This is a genomic window from Alkaliphilus serpentinus (genome assembly GCF_009017255.1).
Classification (GTDB): domain Bacteria; phylum Bacillota; class Clostridia; order Peptostreptococcales; family Natronincolaceae; genus Alkaliphilus_D; species Alkaliphilus_D serpentinus.
Genome location: NZ_WBZB01000025.1, coordinates 36,383 through 61,928, shown reverse-complemented (window position 1 = coordinate 61,928; position 25,546 = coordinate 36,383). Strand labels below are relative to the sequence as shown.

The following is a 25,546-nucleotide window of genomic DNA, read 5'->3' as shown; positions in this document are numbered from 1 at the left end:
ATGGAAAAGGTACTAATGAAGGGTAATGAAATAATTGGCGAAGCTGCCATTCGATCAGGCTGTAAAGTATTTTTTGGATATCCTATTACACCCTCTACAGAAGTGGTGGAATACCTATCAGCCCATATGCCTAAGCATGGAGGTACAGTTCTTCAGGCAGAGGATGAAATAGGAGCTATAAACATGTGCTATGGAGCAGCCTGTACAGGAACAAGGGTTATGACTGCTTCATCAAGCCCCGGAGTAAGCTTAAAGCAAGAAGGTATCTCCTATAGTGCTGCTGTAGGACTACCAATGGTAATCGTTAATGTAAATAGGTGTGGTCCAGGACTAGGCGGACTAGGTCCTGCTCAATCCGATTATTTCCAATCAACTAGGGGCGGTGGCCATGGGGATTATAGAACCATCGTTTTAGCTCCTTCTAAGGCTCAGGAATTATATGATTATACCATGATGGCCTTCGATTTAGCAGATAAATATAGAAATCCTGTATTGCTTTTAACTGACGGTTTCTTAGGTCAAACGATGGAGCCTGTGGTTTTAAAGGAAAGACCAGAAGCACCAGCAGTGGATAGAGACTGGGTAGTTGATGGTGCTAGAGGAAGAGAAAAGAGAGTTTTAGCCAGCTATTCCTTAACCAATGAAATTGGTGAGGCTAATAATCTGGTTTGGGAAGCTAAATATAAGGATATACAAGAAAAGGAGCAGCATTGGGAGGAATTCTATACAGAAGATGCTGAATACCTTCTTGTTAGCTATGGAATTACCGGAAGAATCTGTAAGAGTACAGTATTAAATGCACGCAAGAAGGGAATTAAGCTTGGACTCATTAGACCTATTACTTTATGGCCCTATCCTGAGAAAGCCTTTTTACCCTTTAAAGATAAAGTTAAAGGGATTGTTACAGTAGAGCTAAACACTGGTCAAATGATTGAAGATGTTAAACTATCAGTTGAGTGTAAAGTACCTGTTCATTTATACAGAAGACAAGGTGGTATGCTACCTACAGAACATGAAATATTAGACTATGTTGAAAATACCTTTGGCATAGCTGCTAGGGAGGTGTAGTAATGGAAAAGATATTCGGTAGAAGTAAAGGCTTAACAGATGTTCCATTTTCCTTCTGTCCTGGATGTACCCACGGAACCATTATGAGATTAATTGCAGAGGTTATGGAAGAATTAGATATTATAGAGGACACTATAGGAATCTCCCCAGTAGGATGTGCGGGCTTTAGCCAAAACTTTTTCAGCTGCGATTTTATAGGGGCTGCCCATGGTAGAGCCCAAGCAGTTGGAATCGGTGTAAAAAGATCCCTTCCAGATAGAATTGTCTTCACCTATCAAGGGGATGGAGACATTGCTGCTATAGGTACTCAGCATGCTATCCATGCTGCTGCCAGAGGGGAAAAAATTACTTCAATAATGGTAAACAATGCAATTTTTGGAATGACCGGTGGACAAATGGCACCAACAACCCTTGAGGGAATGAAGACAACAACTAGCCCCTATGGGAAGGATGTATCAACCACTGGATATCCAATAGATTTACCAAGACTGATTGCTAATCTAGAAGGTGCAGTTTATGTAGCTGCCGTTTCAGTGGATTCACCAAAGAATATTAATCAAGCCAAGAAGGCCATTAAAAAGGCTTTCCAAGTACAAATGGCAGGTTTAGGCTTTGCCTTTGTAAGTGTATTATCCACCTGTCCAACCAACTGGGGAATCTCTCCTGTAGACAGCTTACAGTGGCTGCGTGAAAATATGATGCCTGTTTATCAAATGGGTGAATTAAAGGTGACAGAGGAGGTAAAGAGCTTATGATGGATAAGGTTATAATTGCCGGATTTGGAGGCCAAGGGGTAATGTTTTTGGGTAAGGTTATGGCCTATGCTGGAATGGGCTCAGATTTAGAGCTTTGCTGGATACCCTCCTATGGACCTGAGATGCGTGGTGGAACAGCCAACTGTTCTGTTATTCTTTCAGATGAGGAAATCTATTCTCATGTTATTGATTATGCTGATTGTGCAATTGTTTTAAATAAACCAGCCTATGAAAAGTTTTCTCCAAGGGTTAAGCCAGGCGGAGTGCTGGTTGTAAACTCCTCTCTAGCGAAGCTAGAATCCAAGAGGGATGATATCACAGTTATTGAAATACCGGCCACAGATATGGCCAATGAGCTAGGAAACCCTAGTATTGCCAATATGATTTGCCTTGGAGCTTTAATACCCCATCTAAAGTTAATCGATTTTAATAAGGTAGAAAAGGCAATGACAAAGCTTACAGCTAAACGTCCACAGTTAATGGATGTAAACCTAACCGCCATTAATAAGGGGCTTGAGTTTAAAAATCAATAGATAATACTAAAACCCCAATTTCCTTGGGGTTTTATTTTTCATCTTTTTTAGCACTTGACCATTGAGAGTGCTAATTTTTTATTGACATATTACTCCTTCAGTTGTATCATAAATCTGTAAAAGGGATATTTATCCTCAATTAAATACATAAGAAGGAGTGATTTACATGAGTAAACAAAGAGGTAGCTTGTCTATTCATAGTGAAAACATTTTTCCGATAATCAAGAAGTGGTTGTATTCCGACCAAGACATATTTATAAGGGAGCTAATCTCCAATGGCTGTGACGCCATAACAAAGGTAAAGCGATTAAATAGTCTTGGTGAGGCAGATTTAAAGGAGGATGCTGATTTTAGCATTAAGGTTGTTTTGGATAAAACCGCTAGAACTCTTAAGTTTATCGATAATGGTATTGGAATGACTGAGGAGGAGATCAATAAATATATTAATCAAATTGCCTTCTCTGGAGCAGAGGATTTCTTTAATACCTATAAGGACAAGGGAGAAAAGGATCAGATTATAGGTCACTTTGGATTGGGCTTTTACTCAGCCTTTATGGTGGCACATACCGTAGAAATCGATACCCTTTCCTATAAAGAAGGCGCCGAGGCTGTTAAATGGTCCTGTGATGGAGGAACAGAATTTGAAATTGAAAAGGGCTTAAGAAGAACTAGGGGCACAGAAATCACCCTACATATTGGTGAAGAGGGGGTTGAATTTTTAGAGGAATATACAATCAGGGAAACCATTGAAAAGTACTGCTCCTTTATGCCCTACCCAATATACTTAGATGTTGCAGATAAAGATCCGGAAAAGGACAAGGATGGCAATATAATACTTCCAGAAATCAAGCCACTAAATGAGCCCAAACCTTTATATTTAAAGGTGCCCAATGAATGTACAGATGAAGAGTATCAGGAGTTTTATCGAAAAACCTTTAGTGATTTTAGAGAACCATTATTCTGGATTCATTTAAATATGGATTACCCCTTCAATTTAAAGGGGATCTTGTATTTTCCTAAGCTTAATAACCAGTTTGATACACTGGAGGGGAGAATTAAGCTATATAATAACCAGGTTTTTATTGCTGATAACATTAAAGAGGTTATTCCAGAATTTTTATTGCTCCTTAAGGGAGTGATTGATTGTCCAGACTTACCCCTTAACGTATCCAGAAGCTTCCTGCAAAATGATGGATCAGTAAAGAAAATTTCCGATTATATCACCAAGAAGGTAGCTGATAAGCTCAATCAATTGTTTAAGTCTCAACGCTCAGATTATAAGAAATTCTGGGATGATATCAGCCCCTTTGTGAAATTCGGCTCCTTGAAAAATGATAAATTCCTTAAGCAAGTAGAAGGGATTATCCTATTTAAAACTACAGAGGAGAAATCTGTTACCCTAGAAGAATACCTTTCCGCCATGGAAGGAAAGTTAGAGAATCAGGTTTACTATGCAACTGATCAAATGCAACAGTCCCAATATATTAGGCTTTTAAAGGAGCATGATTTGCAGGCTGTGATATTGGACCATGCCATCGATTCCGCCTTTATCTCTCAGCTAGAGGCCAAAAATGAAAAAATTAAATTTTTAAGGGTAGATTCTGATCTGGCAGAGTTATTGAAGGATGATGGAGAAGCAGAAGATCAGGAAGCTATGAAGAATAATTCCCAGAAGGTAACGGATATCTTTAAGAAGGCCCTTGGCAGGGATGACCTAAAGTTAAAGATGGAAGGCTTAAAGTCTGATGATGTTGCAGGGATCATTATATTGTCTGAAAACAGTCGACGTATGCAGGAAATGATGAAAATGTATGGAATGGGTGGGATGAATTTCGATCATATCCCCACCGATGAAACCCTTATTCTTAATAAAAAGCATCAATTGCTACAGTATATGATGGGGGATGGAGAAAAGGATGAAGAAACCTTAAAATTGGTGGCTCAACAAATTTATGATTTAGCCACCATCAGCCATAGACCATTATCTCCTGAAGCTATGGAGAGGTTTATAAGGAGAAGTAATGAAATAATGACGAAGTTAATTAATTAGAATAATTAGACTGTTGATAAGTAGATGACCAAATCTCTGATTTGTGTCAGTCACTTAGCTAGGAATTTGATATAAGATTTCATAAACATACTTCCTTATTTTGTATCAAATTAACTAGCATCATATAGTTAAATAAGCTTTGAATTGTGAGATTTCTAACCTCTTTCATCTGAATAATTGTGCTTCAAAAACCAACATCCTCACTTATTACTATATAAGCTCCGGTGTTGGTTTTTCTTGCGCCTCGAATATAAAGGCTTTTGAACAGTCTCAAAACTCCAATGTTTGGTGATTTTACATTTAGGTTACTGGTTAATTTGTCAGTCATTGACCTCAAGGCGTAGAGGAAGATTGTTTATGGATTTTTATTGGGGGCTCATTACTATTACTATTACTCATTACTAATTGTCTCTAATGATCTTTTCTACCCCCTTCACCATCAAGGGAAACAAAGGTAAAAGCAATAGGGTTGTTATTACATTAAACAATGTATGGGTGTGGGCTAGCTGGCGGGCATAATTGGTGGGGGCCATAAAGACAGCCAAGTTATATAGCTGATGTAGAAATGGTAGGATCACTATTACTCCCAAGGTATTGAATAACAAATGAATAACAGCCACTTTTTTACCTGCTCCTCCAAGATGAAGGCTGGCGATGAGGGTTGTAACACAGGTGCCGATATTTTGACCTAGCAGAATCGGTATTGCCGAGGCTACAGCAATGGTATTGTTCATAACCAAGGATTGGAGAATAGCCACTCCAGTACTGCTGCTCTGAATGATGGCAGTTGTAGAAAAACCCATAAGTACCCCTAAAATTGGCCTGTTTCCCAGCTCAGCTAATACATTTTTAAAGGCAAGAAAATCTTTTAGGGGAACTAAGCCCTCCCCTAGAAGATTGATTCCAATAAAAATTAACCCAACTCCTAAAAGCACCTCTCCTAATAATTGAACCTTTTTATTAGCCTTCAAGAGGGTAAGAATTACACCTAGAAGCAATATAATAGCAGCTAGAGGACCAATATTGAAGGCAATTATTTGGGCTGTAATTGTAGTTCCAATATTGGCACCCATAATCATGGGAGTAACCTGGTATATCGATAATAGCCCTGCCTCCACTAAGCCTACCATAATGATGGTGGTGCTACTGCTGGATTGTAGTAGCATGGTGGTGACAGCCCCTATAAACAATCCCAATATGGGGTGAATTGTCAACCCTTTAATTTTATTTTTAATCTGGGAGGATACTAGGTATTTTAAACCAATAGTTAAATATTTCATTCCTAATAGAAATAGGCCTAAACCAGTGATTGCAGTAGTAAAGCTATAGATCATCATAATCCCCCTCTCATCTAAATATACGTCCCTTACAGAGACAATTATGAATTAATGAATAAGTTAATATAAATTAAGAAAACTAAGGTTGACGATATCCATAGAATGGAATATAATAACTATGGAACCAGAGGAAAAAGGAGACTGTTTTATGCTGGATAGAGTTCTTAACAAGTAATTGAATATCAGAGAAGAGATTTTAAGAATCTGCTAAAGGCAGGTTTAGTTGTTGTTGTCTCCTTCTCTGAATAAAATGTTAAGAACACAGGCCCTATAGGAATGAATAGCCGTGTTAATCACGGTTTTTTTGTGTCAATTAAATGGTATATTATACCAATTATTTTGGTTCCGAAAATATATATAGGATAGCCATAGATGATGTGTTCATTTATGGCTTTTTTATTAGGTGAAAATTAGAAGGAGGATGTAACATTGAATAATACAGCTTTAGAACTATTAGAATATAACAAAATTAAGGATATGCTGAAGGAATACACATTATCGGATTTAGGATGTAAATTGGTGGAGGATATGAAACCAGGATTTATAAGGGCTAAAATAGAGAGTAGTCTTAGGGAAACCGCTGAAGCAAAACAAATATTAAATGGACCATCAGCCACCCCCCTATATAGCCTAAATGGTATGGAAAACATTTTAAAAAAGCTAGGGGTTGTAACAGCCCTACAGCCCAGCGAATTGTCATTGATTAAGGATTTTTTGGTATATAGTCAACGAATGAAGACCTTTATGAAAAGGGCTGAGGATATTGCTCCATTGGTGGCCTCCTATGGATTATCCCTTCATGAAATGGATTGGTTAGTGGAGGAAATTGACCGATGTATAAAGGCCAATAGAGTAGATGACAAAGCTTCTTCAGGCCTAGCTAAAATTAGAAAAAAGATCATTATCCTAGAGGATCGTATGAAGAGTAAGCTTGATAGTCTTGTGAAATCCTTAGGTAATAATCAATATCTTCAGGATAATATAGTTTCAGTAAGGGAAGGTAGGTACGTTATACCAGTAAAGAGGGAGTATACAAAGAATATTCATGGTGACGTTCTAGATAGATCCAATACAGGATCAACGGTCTTTATTGAGCCTGAGGAGGTTAAGAACCTTCAAAGACAATTGAGTCAGCTTAGGATGGAGGAAGAGGAGGAGGAGTATAAGATTCTATCCTACCTAACAGCCATGGCAGAGGATCACCATCGGGATATATCAATAAACGTAGAGATTATGGCAAATTATGATTTTATCTTCGCAAGAGCCAAACTAAGCAGACAAATGGATGGTAATGAAGTGCAACTAAGTCATCAGCAAAGGATGGTAATTGTCAATGGAAGGCATCCATTATTGGGTAAAGAAGCCGTGCCCATTAATTTAACCCTTGGATTAGATTATCGGGGCTTAGTGATTACAGGCCCCAACACCGGAGGAAAAACCGTTTCATTAAAGACTGTAGGATTAATGTCCTTAATGGTGCAATCAGGATTGCATGTACCCCTAGAGGAAGGTAGCTCCTTTCCAATATTTAAGGATATACTAGTTGATATCGGAGATAGTCAAAGCATAGAGCAATCCCTTAGTACCTTCTCAGGCCATTTGAAGAATCTCATTTATATTTTAGAAAGGGTTACCCCAGAAAGCTTGGTATTGGTGGATGAATTGGGGGCAGGAACGGACCCGGGTGAGGGGATGGGTTTGGCTACAGCCATCCTTGAAGCTCTGTATAAAAAAGGTGCTATAATTATGGCCACCTCCCATTTCAGTGAGATTAAGGAATTTGCCTTTAAGTCAGAGGGCTTTGAAAATGGTTGCATGGAGTTTGATATTCATACCCTAAAGCCTTTATATCGTTTGAGTATAGGTAAAGCTGGGGAGAGTAATGGATTTTTAATTGCCCTAAGGCTTGGGATGGATAAAAGAATTATAGAAAGGGCCCATAGACTTACCTATAAAGAGGATAAGGATTATAGCCAATTTAAGTTGGAATCCTATACAAAGGAATTGGAGGCTGTTAAACCAGTAGCTTTAGAAACAGAGGTCATAAAATACCATACAGTTAATGACTATAAAAAGGAAAAAGAAAAGAAGGTAGAAATCAATTTCAAGGTGGGAGATTGCGTATTCATAAGGAGTCTGAATCGAACTGGTATTGTTTGTGAAGAGGCCAATCCAAAGGGTGAGGTTGGAGTGATGATAATGAAGAAAAAGCTAAAAATTAATTATAAGCGATTAAGCCTCTATATCGATAAGGAAGAACTGTATCCAGATAATTACGACATGGATATAGTCCTTGAGAGTAAGGAAAATAGGAAGAAAAAGCATGATATGAATCGAAAACATGTGAAGGACCTTGTCATTCATTATGAGAAATAGCTTAGGAGGGAGCCCCTAGAGGTAGATGCAGTAGAAAAAATCTATGAGTGCAACTACTTAGATGCAATATATAACTAAATTCAACTGAAAGGCATAAATGCTAATCAAGAGTAATAGCCTTTATGTCTTTTTGTTTATAGAAATCATGATGAGTGAATAGTTTCCACCCATACATTGTGGTAGCAATAAGTATTCATAAATCTCAATTCCCTGAATACACTTGTATAAAAGGACTTTCCAGGGGGAATTAGAGATGAGGATATGGATTTTAAATAAAAAAACAGTGATGATCATCGGACTTATATTAGTAGTTCTATTATTTGCTATTATATATTACTTCAAGATAGGTACTGAGGTCCTGGATGTTTTTTCTCCACAAAAGAGATTGCCAATATATAGTGTTGATACTGAGGATAAAAAGATCGCTATAAGCTTTGATGCAGCTTGGGGAGATGAATTCACCGATGATATCTTAGATACCCTTGATAAATATCATGTGAAATCTACATTTTTCCTTGTTGCCTTTTGGGTAGATAAGTATCCCGATTGGGTTAAGGAAATCTATGCTAGATGCCATGAAATCGGTAATCATTCCAGCACCCATCCCCATATGTCTAAAATCAGTAAAGCTGAGATTATTCAAGAGCTTAAAGAAACCGGAGATAAAATCTATGACATCATAGGGGTACAACCAACGGTCTTTAGACCACCCTTTGGGGATTATAATAATCAGCTTATAGAAACAGCAGAGGAATTAGGCTATCATACAATTCAATGGGATGTAGATTCCTTGGATTGGAAGGAGTTGGGGACAGGGCCGGTGGTTGATCGGGTTACTAGAAATGTTAAGCCGGGATCCATCGTTTTATTTCACAATAACGCGAAGTATATCACAGAATTTTTACCTTTAGTAATTGAAAAGCTACAGCAACAGGGCTATGAAATCGTACCAATATCTGATCTAATTTATAAAGACAACTACTATATTGATCATGCAGGTCGTCAGAAATTAAAAAATTAAAAAATAAAATTATCATGAATCTCCTAAGGGAGATTTTTTCATGTTATAGGGGTATTTAATATTAATCTAGAGTTTTTACCACCCCCATTGAATAGATTAAAGAGACTTTATACACACTATAATTATCAATTTGACTCTACAAGCTAAGGAATATAAGGAGCTGAGGCAATGAAAATAAATGGAATAGAAATCCAAGGAGTTACCAGCAATTCTAAAAAGGTAAAGGAAGGATATATTTTTGTTGCAATAAAAGGCGAAGAATTTGATGGTAATGCTTATATAGATGAAGCGATAAGTAAAGGGGCAGTGATGATCTATACAGCAGAAAATTTCTTTTGTGAAGGGATTCCTGTTATAAAGGTGGAGGATGCAAGAAAAGCCTTAGCTTCATTATGCAATACCTTTTATGATTATCCTTCAAAAAAGCTGAAAATAATCGGGGTTACAGGAACCAATGGTAAAACCACAACTACTCAGCTGATTTATAAAATGTTGAGAAATCAAGGAATCTCCGCAGGCTTGGTGGGGAGCTTAGATATAAGGATCAATGATGAGGTTTATCAGTGTCAATATACAACTCCAATTGCCGAAGAAATCTATTATTACTTAGCGAAGATGGTTGATAAAGAAGTAGAGATTCTAGTGATGGAGGTATCCTCCCATGGTCTTAAAAATAGAAGAGTTTACGGAATAGAATTTGATATAGCCCTTCATACCAATATTGATAGGGACCATATGAACTTTCACAAAACCCTTGAAGATTATATTAATACAAAGAAGTTGCTATTTGACGGATTAAAAAAAGGAACCTATGCAGTGATAAATTTTGATGATGAACATGGATTGAAGCTATTGGAGGGGAATAAGGATATTTTTGTAATTAGTTATGGATTAAATTCTAAATCAACAATTACTGCCTCCAGCATTGATTACTTCAATGTCACCAGTTTCAATTACTGCCTACAAAGAGGAATAACTACCCTATCAGGGAAAGAGATCGATCTATTTGAATACCCAGTAGTGTTGCCATTATTGGGGAAACACAATGTATATAATGGATTAGCAGCTATTACCTGTGGATTATTGTTGGACATACCCATAGCTTCCATTGCACAGGCATTAAAGGATTGTAGGCCCATCACTAGAAGGCTGGAGACTATATATGATAAGGATTTTAAGATAATTGATGATTACAGCCACAATCCAGCCAGCTATGAGGCAGCATTAACCAGTGTTCAAAGCTTGGAGTACAATAACTTATATATCGTAAACGCAATACGGGGAAATAGGGGAATAGAAATTAATAAGGAAAACGCTGAAGTTTTGAGACAATGGTGTAAGCTATTGGGGGTAGAAAAAGTATTGATTACCTCCAGCAAAGATCATTCTACCTCTAAGGATCAAGTTACCGATGAGGAAAGGAATGCTTATCTGAATATCTTTTCAAATACCTCATTACCCTATGATTATGAAGAAACCCTTAAGGAGGCAATCGAGAAAACAGTTAATCTGTTAAAAGAGGGTGATTTGTTGCTGCTACTAGGTGCCCAAGGTATGGACGGGGGCAGAGAGTTTGCTATGGATATAGTGGCAAAGAGAGAAAGACACTTAATAATTAATCATTAAGAACAGCACAACGGGGACGGTTCTTTTTGTGCATGTAACAACAAAGGCATGCATAGTCGTTTTAAGGATAAAACATCTCATAGCTTGCTTTTATCTATCATAAGATAGCATTTTAAGAATAATCTAGAAATTTATTTATCATGTCGATAAGAAGGGGTTCAAACCCAAAATAATCAGAAGGATGTTTCAGCAAAAAAATAAAAAAAACTTATATATAAAAACATAATCCTCAAGTCCAACGAATAAATATGTTTATAGATTATATTAAAAGAAACATAAGAATAGAAGGGGGCTTGGGGTGAATGTCTAATAACATTATTAACAGCAATGTCGTAACACTTGTTGGAAAGATCGCTGGAGAAAAGGAATTTAGCCACGAGATGTTTGGGGAGGGGTTTTATACCTATAAAATTGAAATACCTCGATTAAGTGAGAACAGTGATTTTTTACCTCTAACAATATCCGAAAGGCTTTTGGTTGATGAGAATATTAGGTCTGGAGCTATGGTTAAGGTGGAGGGTCAACTAAGATCTTATAATAAATATATTGATGGTAGCAATAGATTGGTACTAACAATATTTGTGAGGGATTTGGCCATTTTAGAAGATGAGGGGGATATTAAAAATCCCAATCAAATCTACCTTGAAGGTTATGTTTGTAAATCTCCTGTTTATAGGGAAACTCCCTTCGGTAGAGAAATTACAGATATTTTATTGGCTGTAAACAGGGCCTATAATAAATCTGACTATATACCATGTATAGCTTGGGGTAGAAATGCCAGATTCTCCTCAAAGCTAGATATCGGTGATCATATAAAGAGCTGGGGTAGGATACAAAGCAGAAGCTACCAGAAGAAACTATCTGATGGAAATGTCTTAAATAAAGTAGCCTATGAAGTTTCCATATCTAAAATGGAAAAAGTTGATGAATAACCTGAGGGAGGTAGATCATGGTATCTACCTCCTGCTTAATTATTGGGTTAAAAATTCAATGGTGCCACCACTAGCCTTTATTCCATCTACTATTGTGCTTAGGACAGTTGCATTATTAGTTTGAGTAGGAATTCTAATTATTAAGCAAATTCCACTGGGAGATACTAGTTCTATTATGTTAAAGAGGTTAATCACTGCTCCAGCAGGAACGTTGATTTTAATAAGGGTTCCTGGTAATGTTGGACATGAGGTAGGTGGTGGACACTTTATGTTAGACATATTACTTACCCTCCCTTCATATTTCACTATATATTATGAAGGGAGTAAAAAAAGGTGTTGTAAAAAAAACGAATCGTATTATAATAGTCATGAGGAGGGATTCTATGGAAAAAATTATCGTGCCTATTGTCATACTCTTTATTGTATTAATATCAATTCAGTATTCACTAAATAGAATCATTGTACTGCTAAAGGATATCAAAAGAATTCTTTTAAATCAACATTATGACGACGACTTGCAATAACTATAACAAGTTAACATTAATTATGAAAATAAAAAAATCCTGAAATTATCAGGATTTTATTTCTCTTTTCTAAAATCTTATAATCAGCATATTGGCAATTGATTCCAATAATTCCTGATCATATTCATCAAAGGCTGCTGGAGTATGGCTATCAATATCAATTTCACCCAGCACTACATCATTTTTTATGATGGGTACAACAATTTCAGAAGCCGTTTCGAAGCTACAGGCTAAGTAATTAGATTCCTTTGTAACATCGTCAACAATAAAGGTTTCCTTTCTATCGGCGGCTTGTCCGCAAATACCTTGACCTACTTGTATTTTAACATGATCGGTAGGTTTGCCAACATAATTACCTAAAACCAACTCTCCGTTTTCTATCATATAAAAACCTGTCCAGTCATAATAAGGAATATTTTCATCTAACAATTCAACGATACCCTGAAACACTTTATCAATGTCTGATTCATTTTCAATTAAGTTCTTTGCCTTTAACTCCAGTTCTTTAAATAGTACTCTTTTCTTATCCTTGTCCACCTATGTATTCTCCTTCCTTCATAATAAACTAATATTATTTTACCACAATTTTTCTAAAAAAGAAGTGTAAAGTTCAAAACTATTAAAATCCTCCTTTGAGTTAAAGCAGTTTAATGTTTTCAATAAAGTAAACCTAGCTATTACAGCCTATACCCCTTTGTGATAAGTGTTTAGGGAAATACGCATGAATGCTAGGTTTAGAAGTTATTAATGGTTAATTATAAGAATCATATGAGGATATTATAGGATCCTCTATTTTATAAAGAGCAGTGAATAAAGCATATATCCATAATTGGCAGCTATTCCTGCTGCAATTCCACCAATGGTATGGGAAAAGATTGCCTTATTGGTCAACTGCCTTACATTAAGGGCATCCATCATACCTACGTGGGTACTTAAATAACCACTCCAGCACATCCCCATGGCAGTAAATACTGCTATATCCTTAGGGCCAATTAAGCCGTTATCAATAAAGCTCTTTACAAAGCCCATAGCAGCAGAAACTGCACCCAATGAGGTTATTGGAAGGGCCAAGGCTTCAACACTTTCAAATCCAAAGAGGGGCTTAATAACGGGGAAAATGTATTTCCCTAGCTTAGGTAATAGGGCAACCCCCTCATAGGCTTGGCCTTGATAGACGGATACACCATTTTCAACACCACTTGGCCCGAAGGTTAAAAGCATTACAATTGTACAGATGAATAGTACACCTGGAATGATGGCAAGGCCTAATTCAACTCCGCTTTTACCCCCCTCTAAAATTGCATCTAAGCTTCTTTCAAATACATTTCCTTCTCTAATTTCCCTGGTTGCTCCATAATCAATTATTTGCTTTTTATCTTCAATATCATCGGATCCCTCAATGCCGTAATATTTTTTTGTATGATAGGTCATAATACGAACACTTACTATACTACCAACTATAGCACCTAAGTTTCCAATAAGGGCAGGAATAAAAAATTGCTGTCCTAAGCTCATCATATAGGTGGTTAATACCAAGCCCATGCCAAAGGCAGTACCAAGGTTACATAAGGTAGGTACTTGGTAGTTTTTAAAATATTTTATAAACCCTTTATCCTTAGCCAAAGATATGATAGCAGGATTATCTGATAGATATGTGGTTATTGCTCCTATTGATGCAGCCCCTGGTAATCCATATAAGGGTTTCATAATAGGGGAAATAATCTTATTGATTAAAGCCACCACACCAAACTCTGATAATAATGCAGACAATGATCCTGCCAATACTGAAATTGCTAAAATAAAAAAGACTGTGTTGAGTAATAGGTCGTGGGCAGTTTTCATAATGACATCAAACATTGTGCCGACTCCCATGGTTTTACCCATATACCAGAAGGCCCCTACAACAATGAGTATAAAAATATAGGTTTCCTTCGACACTGATTTCTTGGTTTTAACTGATGACACGGCGGTTGCTTCTGCAAAATCGATGCTTTTCATTAGTACACCTCCTGAAGAATACAATTTATTGTACTATTATTGAGATTCAATATCAACACATATTTGTAACTAAGTCAAAAAATTAACAATTCCTTATTATGGTTAATATATTGAAAAAATCCTATAAAAAAATTTTGACAAGAGAAAATATTTAAATTAGAATAATAATAATAACTAGAAACTATATGGAGGGAAGTCCAATGGATATAGAGAAAAAAGTGTGGGAAATCCTTCTTTCGGAAGAGGATATAAGAAGGAGAACTAAAGAGCTGGGTCAACAGCTTTCAGAAGAGTATGCAAATAAAAAGCTGGTGGTGGTTTCTTTATTAAAGGGTAGTTTTATTTTTACTGCGGATTTAGTTAGACAGTTATCCATTCCTGTAAAGATCGAATTTATGACAACTTCCAGCTATGGACATGGTGAAGAAAGCAGTGGGATTATCAATATTATAAATGATATCAAGAAGGACCTTACTGGTTATGATGTATTGGTTGTAGATGATATAACCGATTCGGGCCTTACTATGAAGTTTGTTATGGAGCATCTTTCCAAAAAGAATGCAGCCAGTGTGAAGTGCTGTGTTTTACTAGATAAACCAGAACGTAGAAAGGTTGATATCGTCCCGGATTACCTTGGCTTTACCATACCAGATAAGTTTGTAGTAGGATATGGCCTAAATTATGGAGATTATTATAGAAACGTCCCCTACGTATTTGTTGTAACGGATAAGGATAGATAAAGAATTTTAGGGTTAAACTCTCAACAGACTGTTCAAAAGTTATTAGATTTACGAAGTAAGAAAAACCAGCACCGGAGCTTATACTATAATAAGTGAGGATGCTGGTTTTTTGATGCGACAAAAAAGATGTTGGGTTTTCAACAGTCTACTTAAAGTCCTCTTAAATCCTCTAATAACTTCACCTTATCCTGGGTTCTTTCATCCTTAACCTTAATGATTTTTGCAGGCATTCCAGCAACCACGGTATTTGGAGGCACATCCCTTGTAACAACGGATCCTGCTGCAATTACCGCACCCTCACCAACTTGTATCCCCTCTAAAACCACTGAATTGGCACCTATAAACACATTATCCTCGATGATTACTGGCTTAATACTGGGAGGCTCCAAAACCCCTGCAATTACAGTTCCTGCTCCAACATGGACATTTCTTCCAATAATACCCCTTGCACCAATTACACAGTTCATATCAATCATAGAGTTTTCTCCAATGACAGCACCAACATTTATGACTGCTCCCATCATGATTACTGCATTTTTACCTATAGCAACACTATCTCTAATGATTGAACCCGGTTCTATTCTAGCCTGAAGTTCTAAGGTTTCCAAAAGAGGAATTGCAGAATTGCGCCTATCATACTCTATATGAAAATGACTAATAAAATTTTGATTTTCATCCAGGATTTTTTTAACTTCAGTATAATCACCAATGATAATTCTAAATTGATCATTGCCAAAGATTAGAAGGTCATTAGAATCTAGATTTGCTAAGTAACCCTGTATATAAACCTTAACTGGAGTACTTTTTTTAGCCTTTTTTATTGATCTTGCGATGGATTCAGCAGAAGTTAAATCAATTTCGGTCTTAATCTTAGTTGATTGACTGCCCATAGTCTTCAGTCCTTTCCATATTATTTATTTGGTTTAATTATTTATCGAAATTTTAGGGAATGCTCTTTTTAATATATATATTTATGATTACTGATAAAAATACTGTTTTTAGCAATTCCATTAAAAAAATGAAAAACTAAAAGCTATATATGGTATTTAACCACAATAACGTGATAAAATGGAAGAGGTTAATCTTATTAAAAACATCTAAAAAACTAAGGGGTGATTAAGTGCTTATAAAAAATGATTTGAAACAGTTAGCTTATAAGATGAAAGAATATAGAAGAGAGCTCCATAGAATACCTGAGCTGGCCTTCCAAGAGGTTAAAACCTCCAAATATATAGCGGACTCGCTAAGGGAAATAGGTGTAGATTTCGAGGAACAGGTTATAGGAACCGGAATCATAGCCCATATTAAAGGAAGAGAAGGGAAAAGAACCCTTGCCTTTAGAGCAGATATGGATGCCCTTGAAATAGAGGAGAAGAACGCATCGGATTATATTTCAAGTCATAGTGGGAAAATGCATGCCTGTGGTCATGATGGACATATGGCTATGCTAATAGGTTTGGCCGCCTATTTAAAAGAAAATATCCATCAATTAAATGATGATGTGGTGCTGATCTTTCAACCAGCAGAAGAGGGTATCGGGGGAGCTCAACCTATTGTAGAAAAAGGTTTTTTGAAAAAGTATCATGTGGATGAGATTTATGGGATACACATATATCCTGGAATAGAAGAGGGGAAAATGGGGGTAAAGCCAGGACCCATGATGTCTCAAACTGGAGAATTTGACATTCTGATCAAGGGCGTAAGCGGACATGGAGCAATGCCCCACACATCAATAGATAGTGTTGTAATTGCTGCACAATTGATTTCTGGTCTTCAGACTATTGTCAGCAGAAGCATTAATCCAATTGAACCTTCTGTGGTTACCATAGGAAGGGTTATAGCTGGTGAAAGAAGAAATGTAATTGCTGGCGAAGCAATATTAGAGGGTACCATTAGGAGCTTTAGTCAGGAGGTTTATGATAAAATTAAACAAGAAATGGAGAACTATACTAAAGGTCTAAGGCTCATCCATAATTGTGAAATCAGCATAATATTTAGAGATATGTACCCAGCTGTTGAGAACGATAAGTATTTAACTGAAGAACTCATAAAGGGTCAAGACCCTGGTGTTATTGAAGAAATTCAACCGGTAATGCTGGCTGAGGACTTTTCATATTATCAAAAATCTGTACCTGGAGTATTTTTATTCTTAGGAAGCGGAAGTAAAGAGTTTAATCATTCTTTACATAACAATCGATTTAACTTTAATGAAGACATTTTGGCCTTCGGCTTAAATGCCTACATAAATATATTAAAGCAACGAGGTGCTTTGGAAAAATAAGGGGTGAATAATTTGAAGGAAAAGGTTTTAAAGGTTATAGATTCAAACATTTTATATTTTATAGGTGCCTATCTTTTTGTAGCCTTTAGTCTGTTTATTGGAGATAAAAGCTTCAGCTATTCTGTTGTCATTATTCAATTGTTGGTAATTCTCCTGCCTCCAATAATTTATATTAAGATAAAGGGTTTAAATCTTAAAAAAACCCTTAGGCTAAATAAGATTAGAGTAAAACATGGGTTTTTAATAATAGCCATAACTTTGTTAATATATCCTCTGGCAGTAGTAGGAAATGCAATTATGATGCTCCTCCTAAGTTTATTGGGTAATTTAAATATTCCTGAATTACCCTCGGCTAACAACACGTCAGAATATCTATTTTTAATGATATTAATGGCAGTAACACCTGGTATTTGTGAAGAGGTTTTCTTTAGGGGCTTTGTGTTATCCGGTTATGAAAGGCTTGGTCAAAAAAAGGCAATCATTTTCTCATCAGTTTTATTTGGTATTTTTCACTTTAATCTATATAATTTGATGGGTCCAATAGTAATTGGAGTAGTGTTTGCCTATCTGGTTACTATAACTGACTCAATATTCGCGGGAATTATTGGACATATAGCCAATAATGGCTTTGCAGTTACTCTAAACTTTCTGCTGAATAAATTGATGAAAATAATGGAGGATATCGATCTAGAAGGGGTAGCCCCAGCTACAGAAGAGGTATCTACCACCATTGCGATGCTAAGCAGTGTTGTAGTATTTGCCATAATTGCAACTGTAACAGTTTTTATTGCCATTTTGCTGATTAAAATCATTAAAAAGGACATGGCAGCTGTTAAAAACAAAGAGTTGGAGTCTGATATTACAATAATAGAGGATGAAGATCCTGAAATTATAGATAAACAACCTAGAGCTATAGAGTATTTTCCCCTCTTACTGGTAACTCCAATATTGATATACATAATCTATTTTCAAATCAGTGAAATCATAAGCTTAGGATAATTAGATAGCGAAAAAAACGTTAACCATAATCTAATGAAAGAGTAAAAGGACATAAGCTGGTTGGGAAAAATCAAAAAACAAAAAAGGACTGGGGTGAGCAGTCCTTTCTTTATCTATTTTTCACGGGGGAGTGAGAAATAAGACTAGGTTTTTTAACCATTTATAATTTATCATTAAAAAATCATACAAGCAACAAGCTAATGTAAATGTGACATAAGTTTAACATTTCCCTTTGTTCTATTACTAAATCGCAATAAAACTTTAGGGAATATAAACCAATGGGTGAAATTACGACTAGAGCTGTATAATTTATGAAATATCCCACCATAATAGATAATGGAGGGATGATCATGAAAGAAGATATTCAAAACAAAGAATTTACACCAGATCTTTTAATGAAATATGAAATTGCAGAAGAGTTAGGCTTAATCGATAAGGTCAAGAAACTTGGTTGGGGAGGTTTAACTGCTAAAGAAACTGGAAGAATCGGTGGGTTGATGACGGTCAGAAAAAAGAAGAGTTCCTATAATAAGGCTGATAAGATATAATATTGATAGATGATCAGTAGTATAGGAGAGAAATTATGGGAAAACAATATGCAGAATTTGCTTATCTATATGACCGCTTGATGGAAGAAGTAGACTATCGGCATTGGTGTAGCTTTATAGAAGAGCTATTGCCCAATATAAAAAAATCCCAAGTAATTTTAGAGCTGGCTTGTGGTACAGGTAATCTAACATTGGCCTTAGCAGAAAGGGGTTATAAAATCATCGGGGTAGATATCTCTGAAGATATGCTGGCTGTAGCTAAGGATAAGCTGTTTGGTTTTGGTTATGACGATATACTGCTAATACAGCAAGACATAGTGAATCTTGAGATCAATGGTTTCTTTGATAATATCCTATGTGCCTGTGATGGAATCAACTATATTATTGATACCAATGACTTAATAAAAATGTTTAAGAAGGTAAAAAACCATCTTTCTGAAGGTGGAACCTTCCTATTTGATATAAGTAGCCTATATAAACTTAAAAATACAATTGGTAATAATACCTTTGGCGAAAACCTAGGGGACTTATGTTATCTATGGGAGAACTACTTTGATGATGAGAACATGTTGGTGGAAATGGATATTGCCTTCTTTATGCAGGAGGGAAGCTTATATAGAAAGTATGAAGAACAGCATATTCAACGGGCCTATAGTGAGAAGGAAATTATGGAAGCTTTAAAGCTTGCTGGTTTTAACAAAGTAATAGTATATGGAGATTTTAAAAAGAAACCTCCAACAAATGAAAGTGAAAGGTTATTTTTTATGTGTAGTGGAGATTGAAGAATATGGAAAAGTAAGAGGCCTGATATAGTTGACACTTTATAGTATATATGTTAAAATTATTTGGAATGAAGGTACATAGACAATTATTGTAGGTATCATCATCTGAATTATTTTTTTAGGAGGAATCATTAGATGGAAAAAGGTACAGTTAAATGGTTTAATGCTGAAAAGGGTTACGGATTTATCTCAAGAGAAAATGGAGAAGACGTGTTTGTTCATTTTTCAGCAATCACAATGGATGGTTTCAAAACTTTACAAGAAGGTCAAAGTGTAATGTTTGAAATCGTTGATGGAGCAAAAGGACCACAAGCTACTAACGTTTCTTTAGCATAATTGCTTAAGATATAATGTAGTTGGATATATAGATCCTTTGTTTTGATCCAGATGAAAACAAGTTGGTTATTCCAGCTTGTTTTTTCGGTTTTTTATATATATTAAATGGGTAATAATAGCATTAAAACACTAGAGGTGAATAGGATGAATAGTAAGGTAATTAGAATAACTGCTGCAAACAATACTATAAGGGGTTTTTTTGCCGATACAACAGCATTAGTTGATAAGGCCAGTAAGCTTCATGTAACATCTCCTGTGGCATCCTCGGCCCTAGGAAGAACCTTAACGGCTACATCTATAATGGGATTAATGCTAAAAGAGGAGCATCATAAAATAACGGTCAAGATAAATGGTGGTGGTGATATTGGCACAATACTGGTTACCGGCGATTCTGAAGGTAACGTAAAGGGTTATGTTGATAATCCCCAGGTTGAATCCACCAATATAAAACCCGGTAAGCTTCATGTAGGAAAAGCTGTAGGTACAAAAGGCAGTATAACCATTATTAAAGATATTGGTTTGAAAGAACCCTATGTAGGAAGCTATCCCCTGGCTACTGGCGAGATAGGTGAAGATGTTGCAGCATACTTTCTTTATTCAGAGCAACAGCCATCGGCAGTGGCTTTAGGAGTATTAATTGATGTTGATCATAGCATTAAGGCGTCAGGCGGTTTTATTATTCAGGTTTTACCAGGAGTGGAACAAGAAACCCTGGATATTCTTGAAGACAAATTAGGACAAATGGAACCCATTACAACTTTAATGGATAAGGGTATGTCTATAGAAGATGTTATTCATCACCTTTTGGGAGATTTTCAACCGAAGGTTTTATATACCTATCCCGTTGATTTTATTTGTGATTGTAACGAGGACCGTCTTGAGAGGGCCCTTATAAGTCTTGGAGATAAGGAATTAAGGGAGATTATCGAGGAAGATCACGGGGCAGAAATGACTTGTCATTTTTGTAATAAAAAATACTACTTTAATGAAGAAAGGCTTGAAGAGTTGGCTAAGCAAGCCAAAAAATAAACCCTTAAAAATCCACTTGAAATACAGTTTGTTTTAATGTTATAATATAATTCGATTTAGGGGAATATAGTATAATTAAAGATGTAATTAAGGCGGCATAGCCAAGTGGTAAGGCAGAGGTCTGCAAAACCTTTATTCCCCAGTTCAAATCTGGGTGTCGCCTCCAATTTTAAAAAGTAGTGATCAACTACTTTTTTCATTTTTTTGAAAAATATTGGTTTAGTGAAAGGAATCATAAACATAGGTAATGATTTATACATATACTAAATAAAGTAAAAGCATCTTTAAGGTATATCACAGGAAAGTAGGGTATAAGAAATATATAAGCAATTTCTTTTAATAAAGGAAATGGTTTTATTTCAAGTTACTGTAACTTGTTGAAGGGAATATGAATCATCTTTGAACATATACTACTAATACAGCAGAAGGGAGTGATTTACTTTGAATTTGCTGTCAATCATAGTAGAGGAAGATTTAGAATTTTTAAAAGAAAAATTAAATAAGCAGATTCAATCCTTTATTAATGAGGATATTCAGCTTGAAGAAAATATAATAAATGTAGATTCAGCTTTTAATATCTCCTATAGTGTGAAGATTGAAAGCATAAAAAACTACCCCGTTAGTGACTTTGTAAATCTATTTAAATATTGTATTGCAAATGCTCTATGGGAATATATTCAACATCATGAAGAACCAAAGCTGATTAAAAAAATTCTAGATGATGAATTTTATTATTTTGAAGTGGCTGAAAGGGCAGAAATTGAGAGGATTGCTATAGATATACTCAATAGTGATAATGATGTGGATGTTGCCATAAATGGTGATAAGTTTTCAAGGAAGGCTAAAATTATAAAGGATCTTCTAGAGTATTTTAGAGACAGCAACGAAATACACCTAAAGGGCTTTATAACCTTCCGCTTAAAGGATTATTTTATAGACTTAGAGGATACCTTAGAAAGGGCAATAGAGGATTTCTTAATGGATCGTGAGTACAATGAGTTCATTAAGCTTTTAAAGTATTTTGTAGATATTCAAGAATCAAAGATTGATTTAGTTCATGTTGTAATGGATGAAGAGGATCACAAATATAAATTGTATGACAATCATAATAAGCCCATAGATAATAACTGTTTCAATGAAATTGCCAAAGAACTAACCGACTATAATCATTTAACCTATGAAGATATCCTAATAAGTACCCTGATTACCATGGCACCTTCAATCATCTACATTCATAAGGTCTCCAGCATTCAGCAACCTGAGATGATTAAAACCATTGCCAAGGTCTTTACTACAAAGGTAAAGCTGTGTAATGGATGTGATTGGTGCAACATAAATTCTAAGGTTAAGAACAATGAATAATAGAATCCTCGTCTAAAAACGAGGTTTCTTTTTGTATAATAGGATTCTCTCTTATTATTTAATCATTCTACGATGGATAAACTAAGAGAAATCTAGTAGTTATATATGATATAATATCACCAGATAAAAATGAGGTGAAAATATGGTAGCATTTAAGATTATTCTACTTTCATTAATTGGTGCATTAATTGGATGGATTACCAATCTTCTTGCCATAAAGCTTTTGTTTAGACCCTTTAATCCTATAAAGCTACCCTTAATCCCCTTTCAGTTTCAGGGCTTAATACCTAAGCGAAAGGAAGAAATGGCTAAAAGCATAGGAGCAACCATTCAGGAAGAACTATTATCCATAGAAGAGATTATAGATAAATTCATCAAGCAGCAAAATCCAAAGGAACTGGTGGAACTTATTAAAATAAAGGTGAATGCAATCATAAAGGACAGGCTACCGATATTTATACCATCATCCCTAAAGGGACGTATTGAAAAATATTTCAATACCATCATTGAAGAAGAAGCTGCAGCTATGATCACCCATACTATGGAGGGCATGATTCATAAAGCTGTTACCAACATTAACTTAGCTGAAATGGTGGAGGAAAGAATAAAAGCCTTTCCGGTGGAAAAGCTAGAAGAGGTAGTGTTGAAAATATCCAAGGAAGAATTAAAGCATATAGAAATACTAGGAGGTATTTTAGGCTTTTCTATAGGCTTGGTTCAAGGAATAATTATTGTATTATTGTAAATTCTAAATAATAATCACTATTAGAGTACCTTGACAAAAGAAGATTAAAGTTTTATAATATTCTAAATTAAATGAAAAATGCTATGAAGAGGAAGAGTAGGCTAAGTCCTATAGAAAGAGAAGAAGCATCCTCGGCTGAAAGTGCTTCTGTATGTGTTTAGCTGAAAACTAACCTTGGAGCTGTTTATTAGTAGTCTACGACAAAAGTTAAACCGGTGACTCCGTTATAGTCATTAGAGGTGGATTTATCAATTTAGGTGGAACCGCGGGAAATATGTCTCTCGTCCTATCAGTAGGATGAGGGATTTTTTGTTTTTGGACCTTAGTAGATTAATCGAATTTAAATATTAAAGAAAAAGGAGGCGTAGAGAATGGAAATGGTAAAAATTACTTTAAAGGATGGTTCTTCTAGGGAGGTAACTAAGGGTACCTCGGTATATGAAGTGGCTAAGGACATAAGCGAAGGCCTTGCCAGAGTAGCCGTTGGCGGTGAATTAGATAACCAGCTGGTGGATTTAAGCTTCAATATAACCAAGGATTGTAATTTAAACATCCTTCGTTTTGACGATGAGGAGGGTAAGGAATTTTTCAGACATACCAGTGCCCATATCCTTGCCCAGGCAGTAAAAAGACTATATCCAGAAACCATATTGGCAATAGGACCGGCAATAGACAATGGCTTCTACTACGATTTTGATTCACCCCATAAATTTACTCCTGAGGATTTAGAGAAAATCGAAGATGAAATGAAGAAGATTGTTAAAGAGGATTTGTCCCTTGAAAGGTTTGAATTGCCAAGGGGTGAAGCCATTGACTTTATGAAAAAGCAGGGAGAAGACTATAAGGTTGAGCTTATTCAAGACCTCCCAGTGGATTCCATAATATCCTTCTATAAACAGGGGGATTTTGTTGACCTTTGTGCAGGCCCCCATCTACCCAGCACTGGAAAGGTTAAGGCATTTAAGCTCCTAAGTGTGGCTGGGGCCTATTGGAGGGGTAATGAAAACAATAAAATGCTTCAGAGGATTTATGGAACTTCCTTTGAAAAGAAAAAGGATCTCGAGGATTATATTCACCGGCTGGAGGAGGCCAAAAAGAGAGATCATAGAAAGCTTGGCAAAGAGCTGGATTTATTCAGTCTTCAAGAGGAGGGTCCAGGTTTCCCCTTCTTCCATCCAAAGGGTATGATTGTACGGAATCAGCTGGAGGACCTATGGAGGAAAGAGCATGTCAAATGGGGGTATGAAGAGATTAAAACTCCAATCATTTTAAATGAACAGCTTTGGAGACAGTCAGGCCACTGGGATCATTATCAGGAGAACATGTACTTTACTAAAATAGATGAAGGAGATTATGCCGTTAAGCCTATGAATTGTCCCGGAGCAATTTTAACCTATAAGCGGAAAATGCATAGCTATAGGGATCTACCCATACGTATGGGAGAGCTAGGCTTGGTTCATCGCCATGAGCTATCTGGAGTTCTTCATGGATTAATGAGGGTGAGATGCTTTACACAGGATGATGCCCATCTATTTATGCTGCCAGAGCAAATCAAGGATGAAATCATAGGGGTGATTAATTTCATCGATTACATGTATAAGCTATTTGGATTTAAGTACCACATTGAGCTTTCAACTAAGCCTGAGAAGGCCATGGGAACCGATGAAGAATGGGATTTGGCAACCAATGCTCTAAAGGAAGCTATGGAATCCAAGGGTCTGCCCTATAAAATCAATGAGGGGGATGGTGCCTTCTATGGTCCTAAGCTAGACTTCCAGCTTGAGGATTGTATTGGTCGTACCTGGCAATGCGGTACTATCCAACTGGACTTCCAGATGCCCCAACGCTTTGACTTAAATTATGTTGGTGCAGATGGGGAAAAACATAGACCAATTATGATCCACAGGGTTCTTTATGGAAGCATTGAAAGATTCATAGGGATTTTAATAGAGCACTTTGCAGGTAAATTTCCAGCCTGGCTGGCACCAGTTCAAGTAAAGGTATTGCCCATAACAGACAAATACAACGATTATGCCAATACCATTAAGGAAAAGCTTCAAGCTAAGGATATACGGGTTGAGGTGGATGCTAGAAATGAAAAGATTGGCTATAAAATCCGGGAAGCCCAGCTACAAAAAGTACCTTATATGCTGGTGGTAGGGGAAAAGGAAGCCGAGGCTGGTACCGTAGCAGTAAGATCCCGTGATAAGGGAGAGCTGGGGGTTGTTAAGATAGATGGCTTTATGAAGGATTTAATTGAAGAGATCGATAAGAAGGTTATTTTAGTATAATGCACAATAGGGACGGTTCTCATTGTGCAAGGATAAAGGTGAAGCTACGGCTTCGCCTTTAGTTTTATTTAAGACCTGTTGAAAGTATTATAAGTGGTAATTTATCAGTAATGATGCAACGAAGAAGTTCAGCCAAGGCACAATGGGGACGGTTCTCGTTGCGCCTTTTATTTACAATAAAAAGAAACGATGTTACAATTAGTATGTATAACC

The 25,546-nt window shown here is 36.2% G+C and carries 24 protein-coding genes, 1 tRNA gene and 1 other annotated feature; of the genes, 20 read left to right on the top strand and 5 right to left on the bottom strand.

Annotated features, from left to right (window positions below; translation table 11 throughout):
• From vorB to htpG, 4 genes are all read left to right on the top strand, one after another.
• The gene (gene vorB / locus F8153_RS08560) at positions 1-1,068 is read left to right on the top strand and encodes a 3-methyl-2-oxobutanoate dehydrogenase subunit VorB (RefSeq protein ID WP_151865941.1); all 1,068 of its coding nucleotides are present in this window, start codon (positions 1-3) and stop codon (positions 1,066-1,068) included.
• Positions 1,069-1,070: 2 nt separating this feature from the next.
• Positions 1,071-1,823, top strand: coding sequence for a thiamine pyrophosphate-dependent enzyme (locus F8153_RS08555; protein WP_151865940.1), 753 nt, complete (start codon positions 1,071-1,073; stop codon positions 1,821-1,823).
• Positions 1,820-2,356: a 2-oxoacid:acceptor oxidoreductase family protein gene (locus F8153_RS08550; protein ID WP_151865939.1), complete on the top strand. Its 537-nt coding sequence runs from the start codon at positions 1,820-1,822 to the stop codon at positions 2,354-2,356. The genes F8153_RS08555 and F8153_RS08550 overlap by 4 nt, the downstream gene beginning before the upstream one ends.
• 166 nt (positions 2,357-2,522) lie before the next feature.
• Positions 2,523-4,406, top strand: a complete 1,884-nt coding sequence (gene htpG / locus F8153_RS08545; RefSeq protein WP_151865938.1) for a molecular chaperone HtpG — start codon at positions 2,523-2,525, stop codon at positions 4,404-4,406.
• A gap of 401 nt (positions 4,407-4,807) precedes the next feature.
• Here the strand turns inward: htpG and F8153_RS08540 are convergent, their stop codons facing one another.
• Positions 4,808-5,740, bottom strand: a complete 933-nt coding sequence (locus tag F8153_RS08540) for a Na/Pi cotransporter family protein (RefSeq protein ID WP_151865937.1) — start codon at positions 5,738-5,740, stop codon at positions 4,808-4,810.
• Between the two features lie 432 nt (positions 5,741-6,172).
• Between F8153_RS08540 and F8153_RS08535 the strand changes: the two genes are divergently transcribed.
• The 4 genes from F8153_RS08535 to F8153_RS08520 all read left to right on the top strand — a co-directional run bounded on the left by F8153_RS08535 (position 6,173) and on the right by F8153_RS08520 (position 11,698).
• Positions 6,173-8,119, top strand: coding sequence for an endonuclease MutS2 (locus F8153_RS08535; protein ID WP_207707708.1), 1,947 nt, complete (start codon positions 6,173-6,175; stop codon positions 8,117-8,119).
• A gap of 253 nt (positions 8,120-8,372) precedes the next feature.
• Positions 8,373-9,140, top strand: coding sequence for a polysaccharide deacetylase family protein (locus tag F8153_RS08530; protein WP_151865936.1), 768 nt, complete (start codon positions 8,373-8,375; stop codon positions 9,138-9,140).
• 168 nt (positions 9,141-9,308) lie between these two features.
• Positions 9,309-10,766 (top strand): Mur ligase family protein, encoded by a 1,458-nt coding sequence (locus F8153_RS08525; RefSeq protein ID WP_151865935.1) that lies wholly within the window; start codon positions 9,309-9,311, stop codon positions 10,764-10,766.
• 302 nt (positions 10,767-11,068) lie between these two features.
• On the top strand, positions 11,069-11,698 hold the full coding sequence (locus F8153_RS08520) for a single-stranded DNA-binding protein (protein ID WP_151865934.1): 630 nt from the start codon (positions 11,069-11,071) through the stop codon (positions 11,696-11,698).
• Between the two features lie 39 nt (positions 11,699-11,737).
• Here F8153_RS08520 and F8153_RS08515 read toward each other — a convergent pair whose 3' ends face one another.
• Positions 11,738-11,977, bottom strand: a complete 240-nt coding sequence (locus F8153_RS08515) for a hypothetical protein (RefSeq protein WP_151865933.1) — start codon at positions 11,975-11,977, stop codon at positions 11,738-11,740.
• Positions 11,978-12,081: 104 nt separating this feature from the next.
• On the opposite strand from F8153_RS08515, the gene F8153_RS16085 reads away from it, so the two are divergent.
• Entirely contained in the window at positions 12,082-12,222 is a 141-nt protein-coding gene (locus tag F8153_RS16085) for a hypothetical protein (RefSeq protein ID WP_192929731.1), read from the top strand.
• Between the two features lie 69 nt (positions 12,223-12,291).
• Here F8153_RS16085 and F8153_RS08510 read toward each other — a convergent pair whose 3' ends face one another.
• Positions 12,292-12,759 (bottom strand): GAF domain-containing protein, encoded by a 468-nt coding sequence (locus tag F8153_RS08510; RefSeq protein ID WP_151865932.1) that lies wholly within the window; start codon positions 12,757-12,759, stop codon positions 12,292-12,294.
• 252 nt (positions 12,760-13,011) lie between these two features.
• Positions 13,012-14,220: a CD0519/CD1768 family membrane protein gene (locus tag F8153_RS08505; RefSeq protein ID WP_151865931.1), complete on the bottom strand. Its 1,209-nt coding sequence runs from the start codon at positions 14,218-14,220 to the stop codon at positions 13,012-13,014.
• 200 nt (positions 14,221-14,420) lie between these two features.
• On the opposite strand from F8153_RS08505, the gene hpt reads away from it, so the two are divergent.
• Positions 14,421-14,960 (top strand): hypoxanthine phosphoribosyltransferase, encoded by a 540-nt coding sequence (gene hpt / locus F8153_RS08500; protein ID WP_151865930.1) that lies wholly within the window; start codon positions 14,421-14,423, stop codon positions 14,958-14,960.
• Positions 14,961-15,109: 149 nt separating this feature from the next.
• On the opposite strand, the gene dapD is transcribed toward hpt, so the two are convergent.
• Positions 15,110-15,850 (bottom strand): 2,3,4,5-tetrahydropyridine-2,6-dicarboxylate N-acetyltransferase, encoded by a 741-nt coding sequence (gene dapD, locus F8153_RS08495; RefSeq protein WP_151865929.1) that lies wholly within the window; start codon positions 15,848-15,850, stop codon positions 15,110-15,112.
• A gap of 230 nt (positions 15,851-16,080) precedes the next feature.
• Here dapD and F8153_RS08490 point away from each other — a divergent pair, with 230 nt between their 5' ends.
• The 10 genes from F8153_RS08490 (at position 16,081) to thrS (ending at position 25,333) form a co-directional block, all read left to right on the top strand.
• Positions 16,081-17,241, top strand: a complete 1,161-nt coding sequence (locus tag F8153_RS08490) for a M20 metallopeptidase family protein (RefSeq protein WP_151865928.1) — start codon at positions 16,081-16,083, stop codon at positions 17,239-17,241.
• 12 nt (positions 17,242-17,253) lie between these two features.
• Positions 17,254-18,240, top strand: a complete 987-nt coding sequence (locus F8153_RS08485; RefSeq protein WP_151865927.1) for a type II CAAX endopeptidase family protein — start codon at positions 17,254-17,256, stop codon at positions 18,238-18,240.
• Between the two features lie 350 nt (positions 18,241-18,590).
• Positions 18,591-18,788, top strand: coding sequence for a small, acid-soluble spore protein, alpha/beta type (locus F8153_RS08480; RefSeq protein WP_330577769.1), 198 nt, complete (start codon positions 18,591-18,593; stop codon positions 18,786-18,788).
• A 35-nt stretch (positions 18,789-18,823) separates the two neighbouring features.
• The gene (locus F8153_RS08475; protein ID WP_151865925.1) at positions 18,824-19,570 is read left to right on the top strand and encodes a class I SAM-dependent DNA methyltransferase; all 747 of its coding nucleotides are present in this window, start codon (positions 18,824-18,826) and stop codon (positions 19,568-19,570) included.
• 135 nt (positions 19,571-19,705) lie between these two features.
• Positions 19,706-19,906, top strand: coding sequence for a cold-shock protein (locus F8153_RS08470; RefSeq protein ID WP_151865924.1), 201 nt, complete (start codon positions 19,706-19,708; stop codon positions 19,904-19,906).
• Positions 19,907-20,050: 144 nt separating this feature from the next.
• Positions 20,051-20,935: an Hsp33 family molecular chaperone HslO gene (hslO, locus tag F8153_RS08465; protein WP_151865923.1), complete on the top strand. Its 885-nt coding sequence runs from the start codon at positions 20,051-20,053 to the stop codon at positions 20,933-20,935.
• A 91-nt stretch (positions 20,936-21,026) separates the two neighbouring features.
• A tRNA-Cys gene (locus tag F8153_RS08460) sits at positions 21,027-21,101 on the top strand.
• A gap of 275 nt (positions 21,102-21,376) precedes the next feature.
• Positions 21,377-22,297 carry a putative sporulation protein YtxC gene (ytxC, locus tag F8153_RS08455; RefSeq protein ID WP_151865922.1) on the top strand — a complete coding sequence of 307 codons (921 nt, stop codon included), beginning with the start codon at positions 21,377-21,379 and terminating at the stop codon, positions 22,295-22,297.
• 142 nt (positions 22,298-22,439) lie between these two features.
• Positions 22,440-23,042, top strand: coding sequence for a DUF445 domain-containing protein (locus F8153_RS08450; RefSeq protein ID WP_151865921.1), 603 nt, complete (start codon positions 22,440-22,442; stop codon positions 23,040-23,042).
• 74 nt (positions 23,043-23,116) lie between these two features.
• Positions 23,117-23,334: a binding site (T-box leader), on the top strand.
• An 85-nt stretch (positions 23,335-23,419) separates the two neighbouring features.
• Entirely contained in the window at positions 23,420-25,333 is a 1,914-nt protein-coding gene (gene thrS / locus F8153_RS08445; RefSeq protein ID WP_151865981.1) for a threonine--tRNA ligase, read from the top strand.
• Positions 25,334-25,546 lie beyond the last annotated feature (213 nt).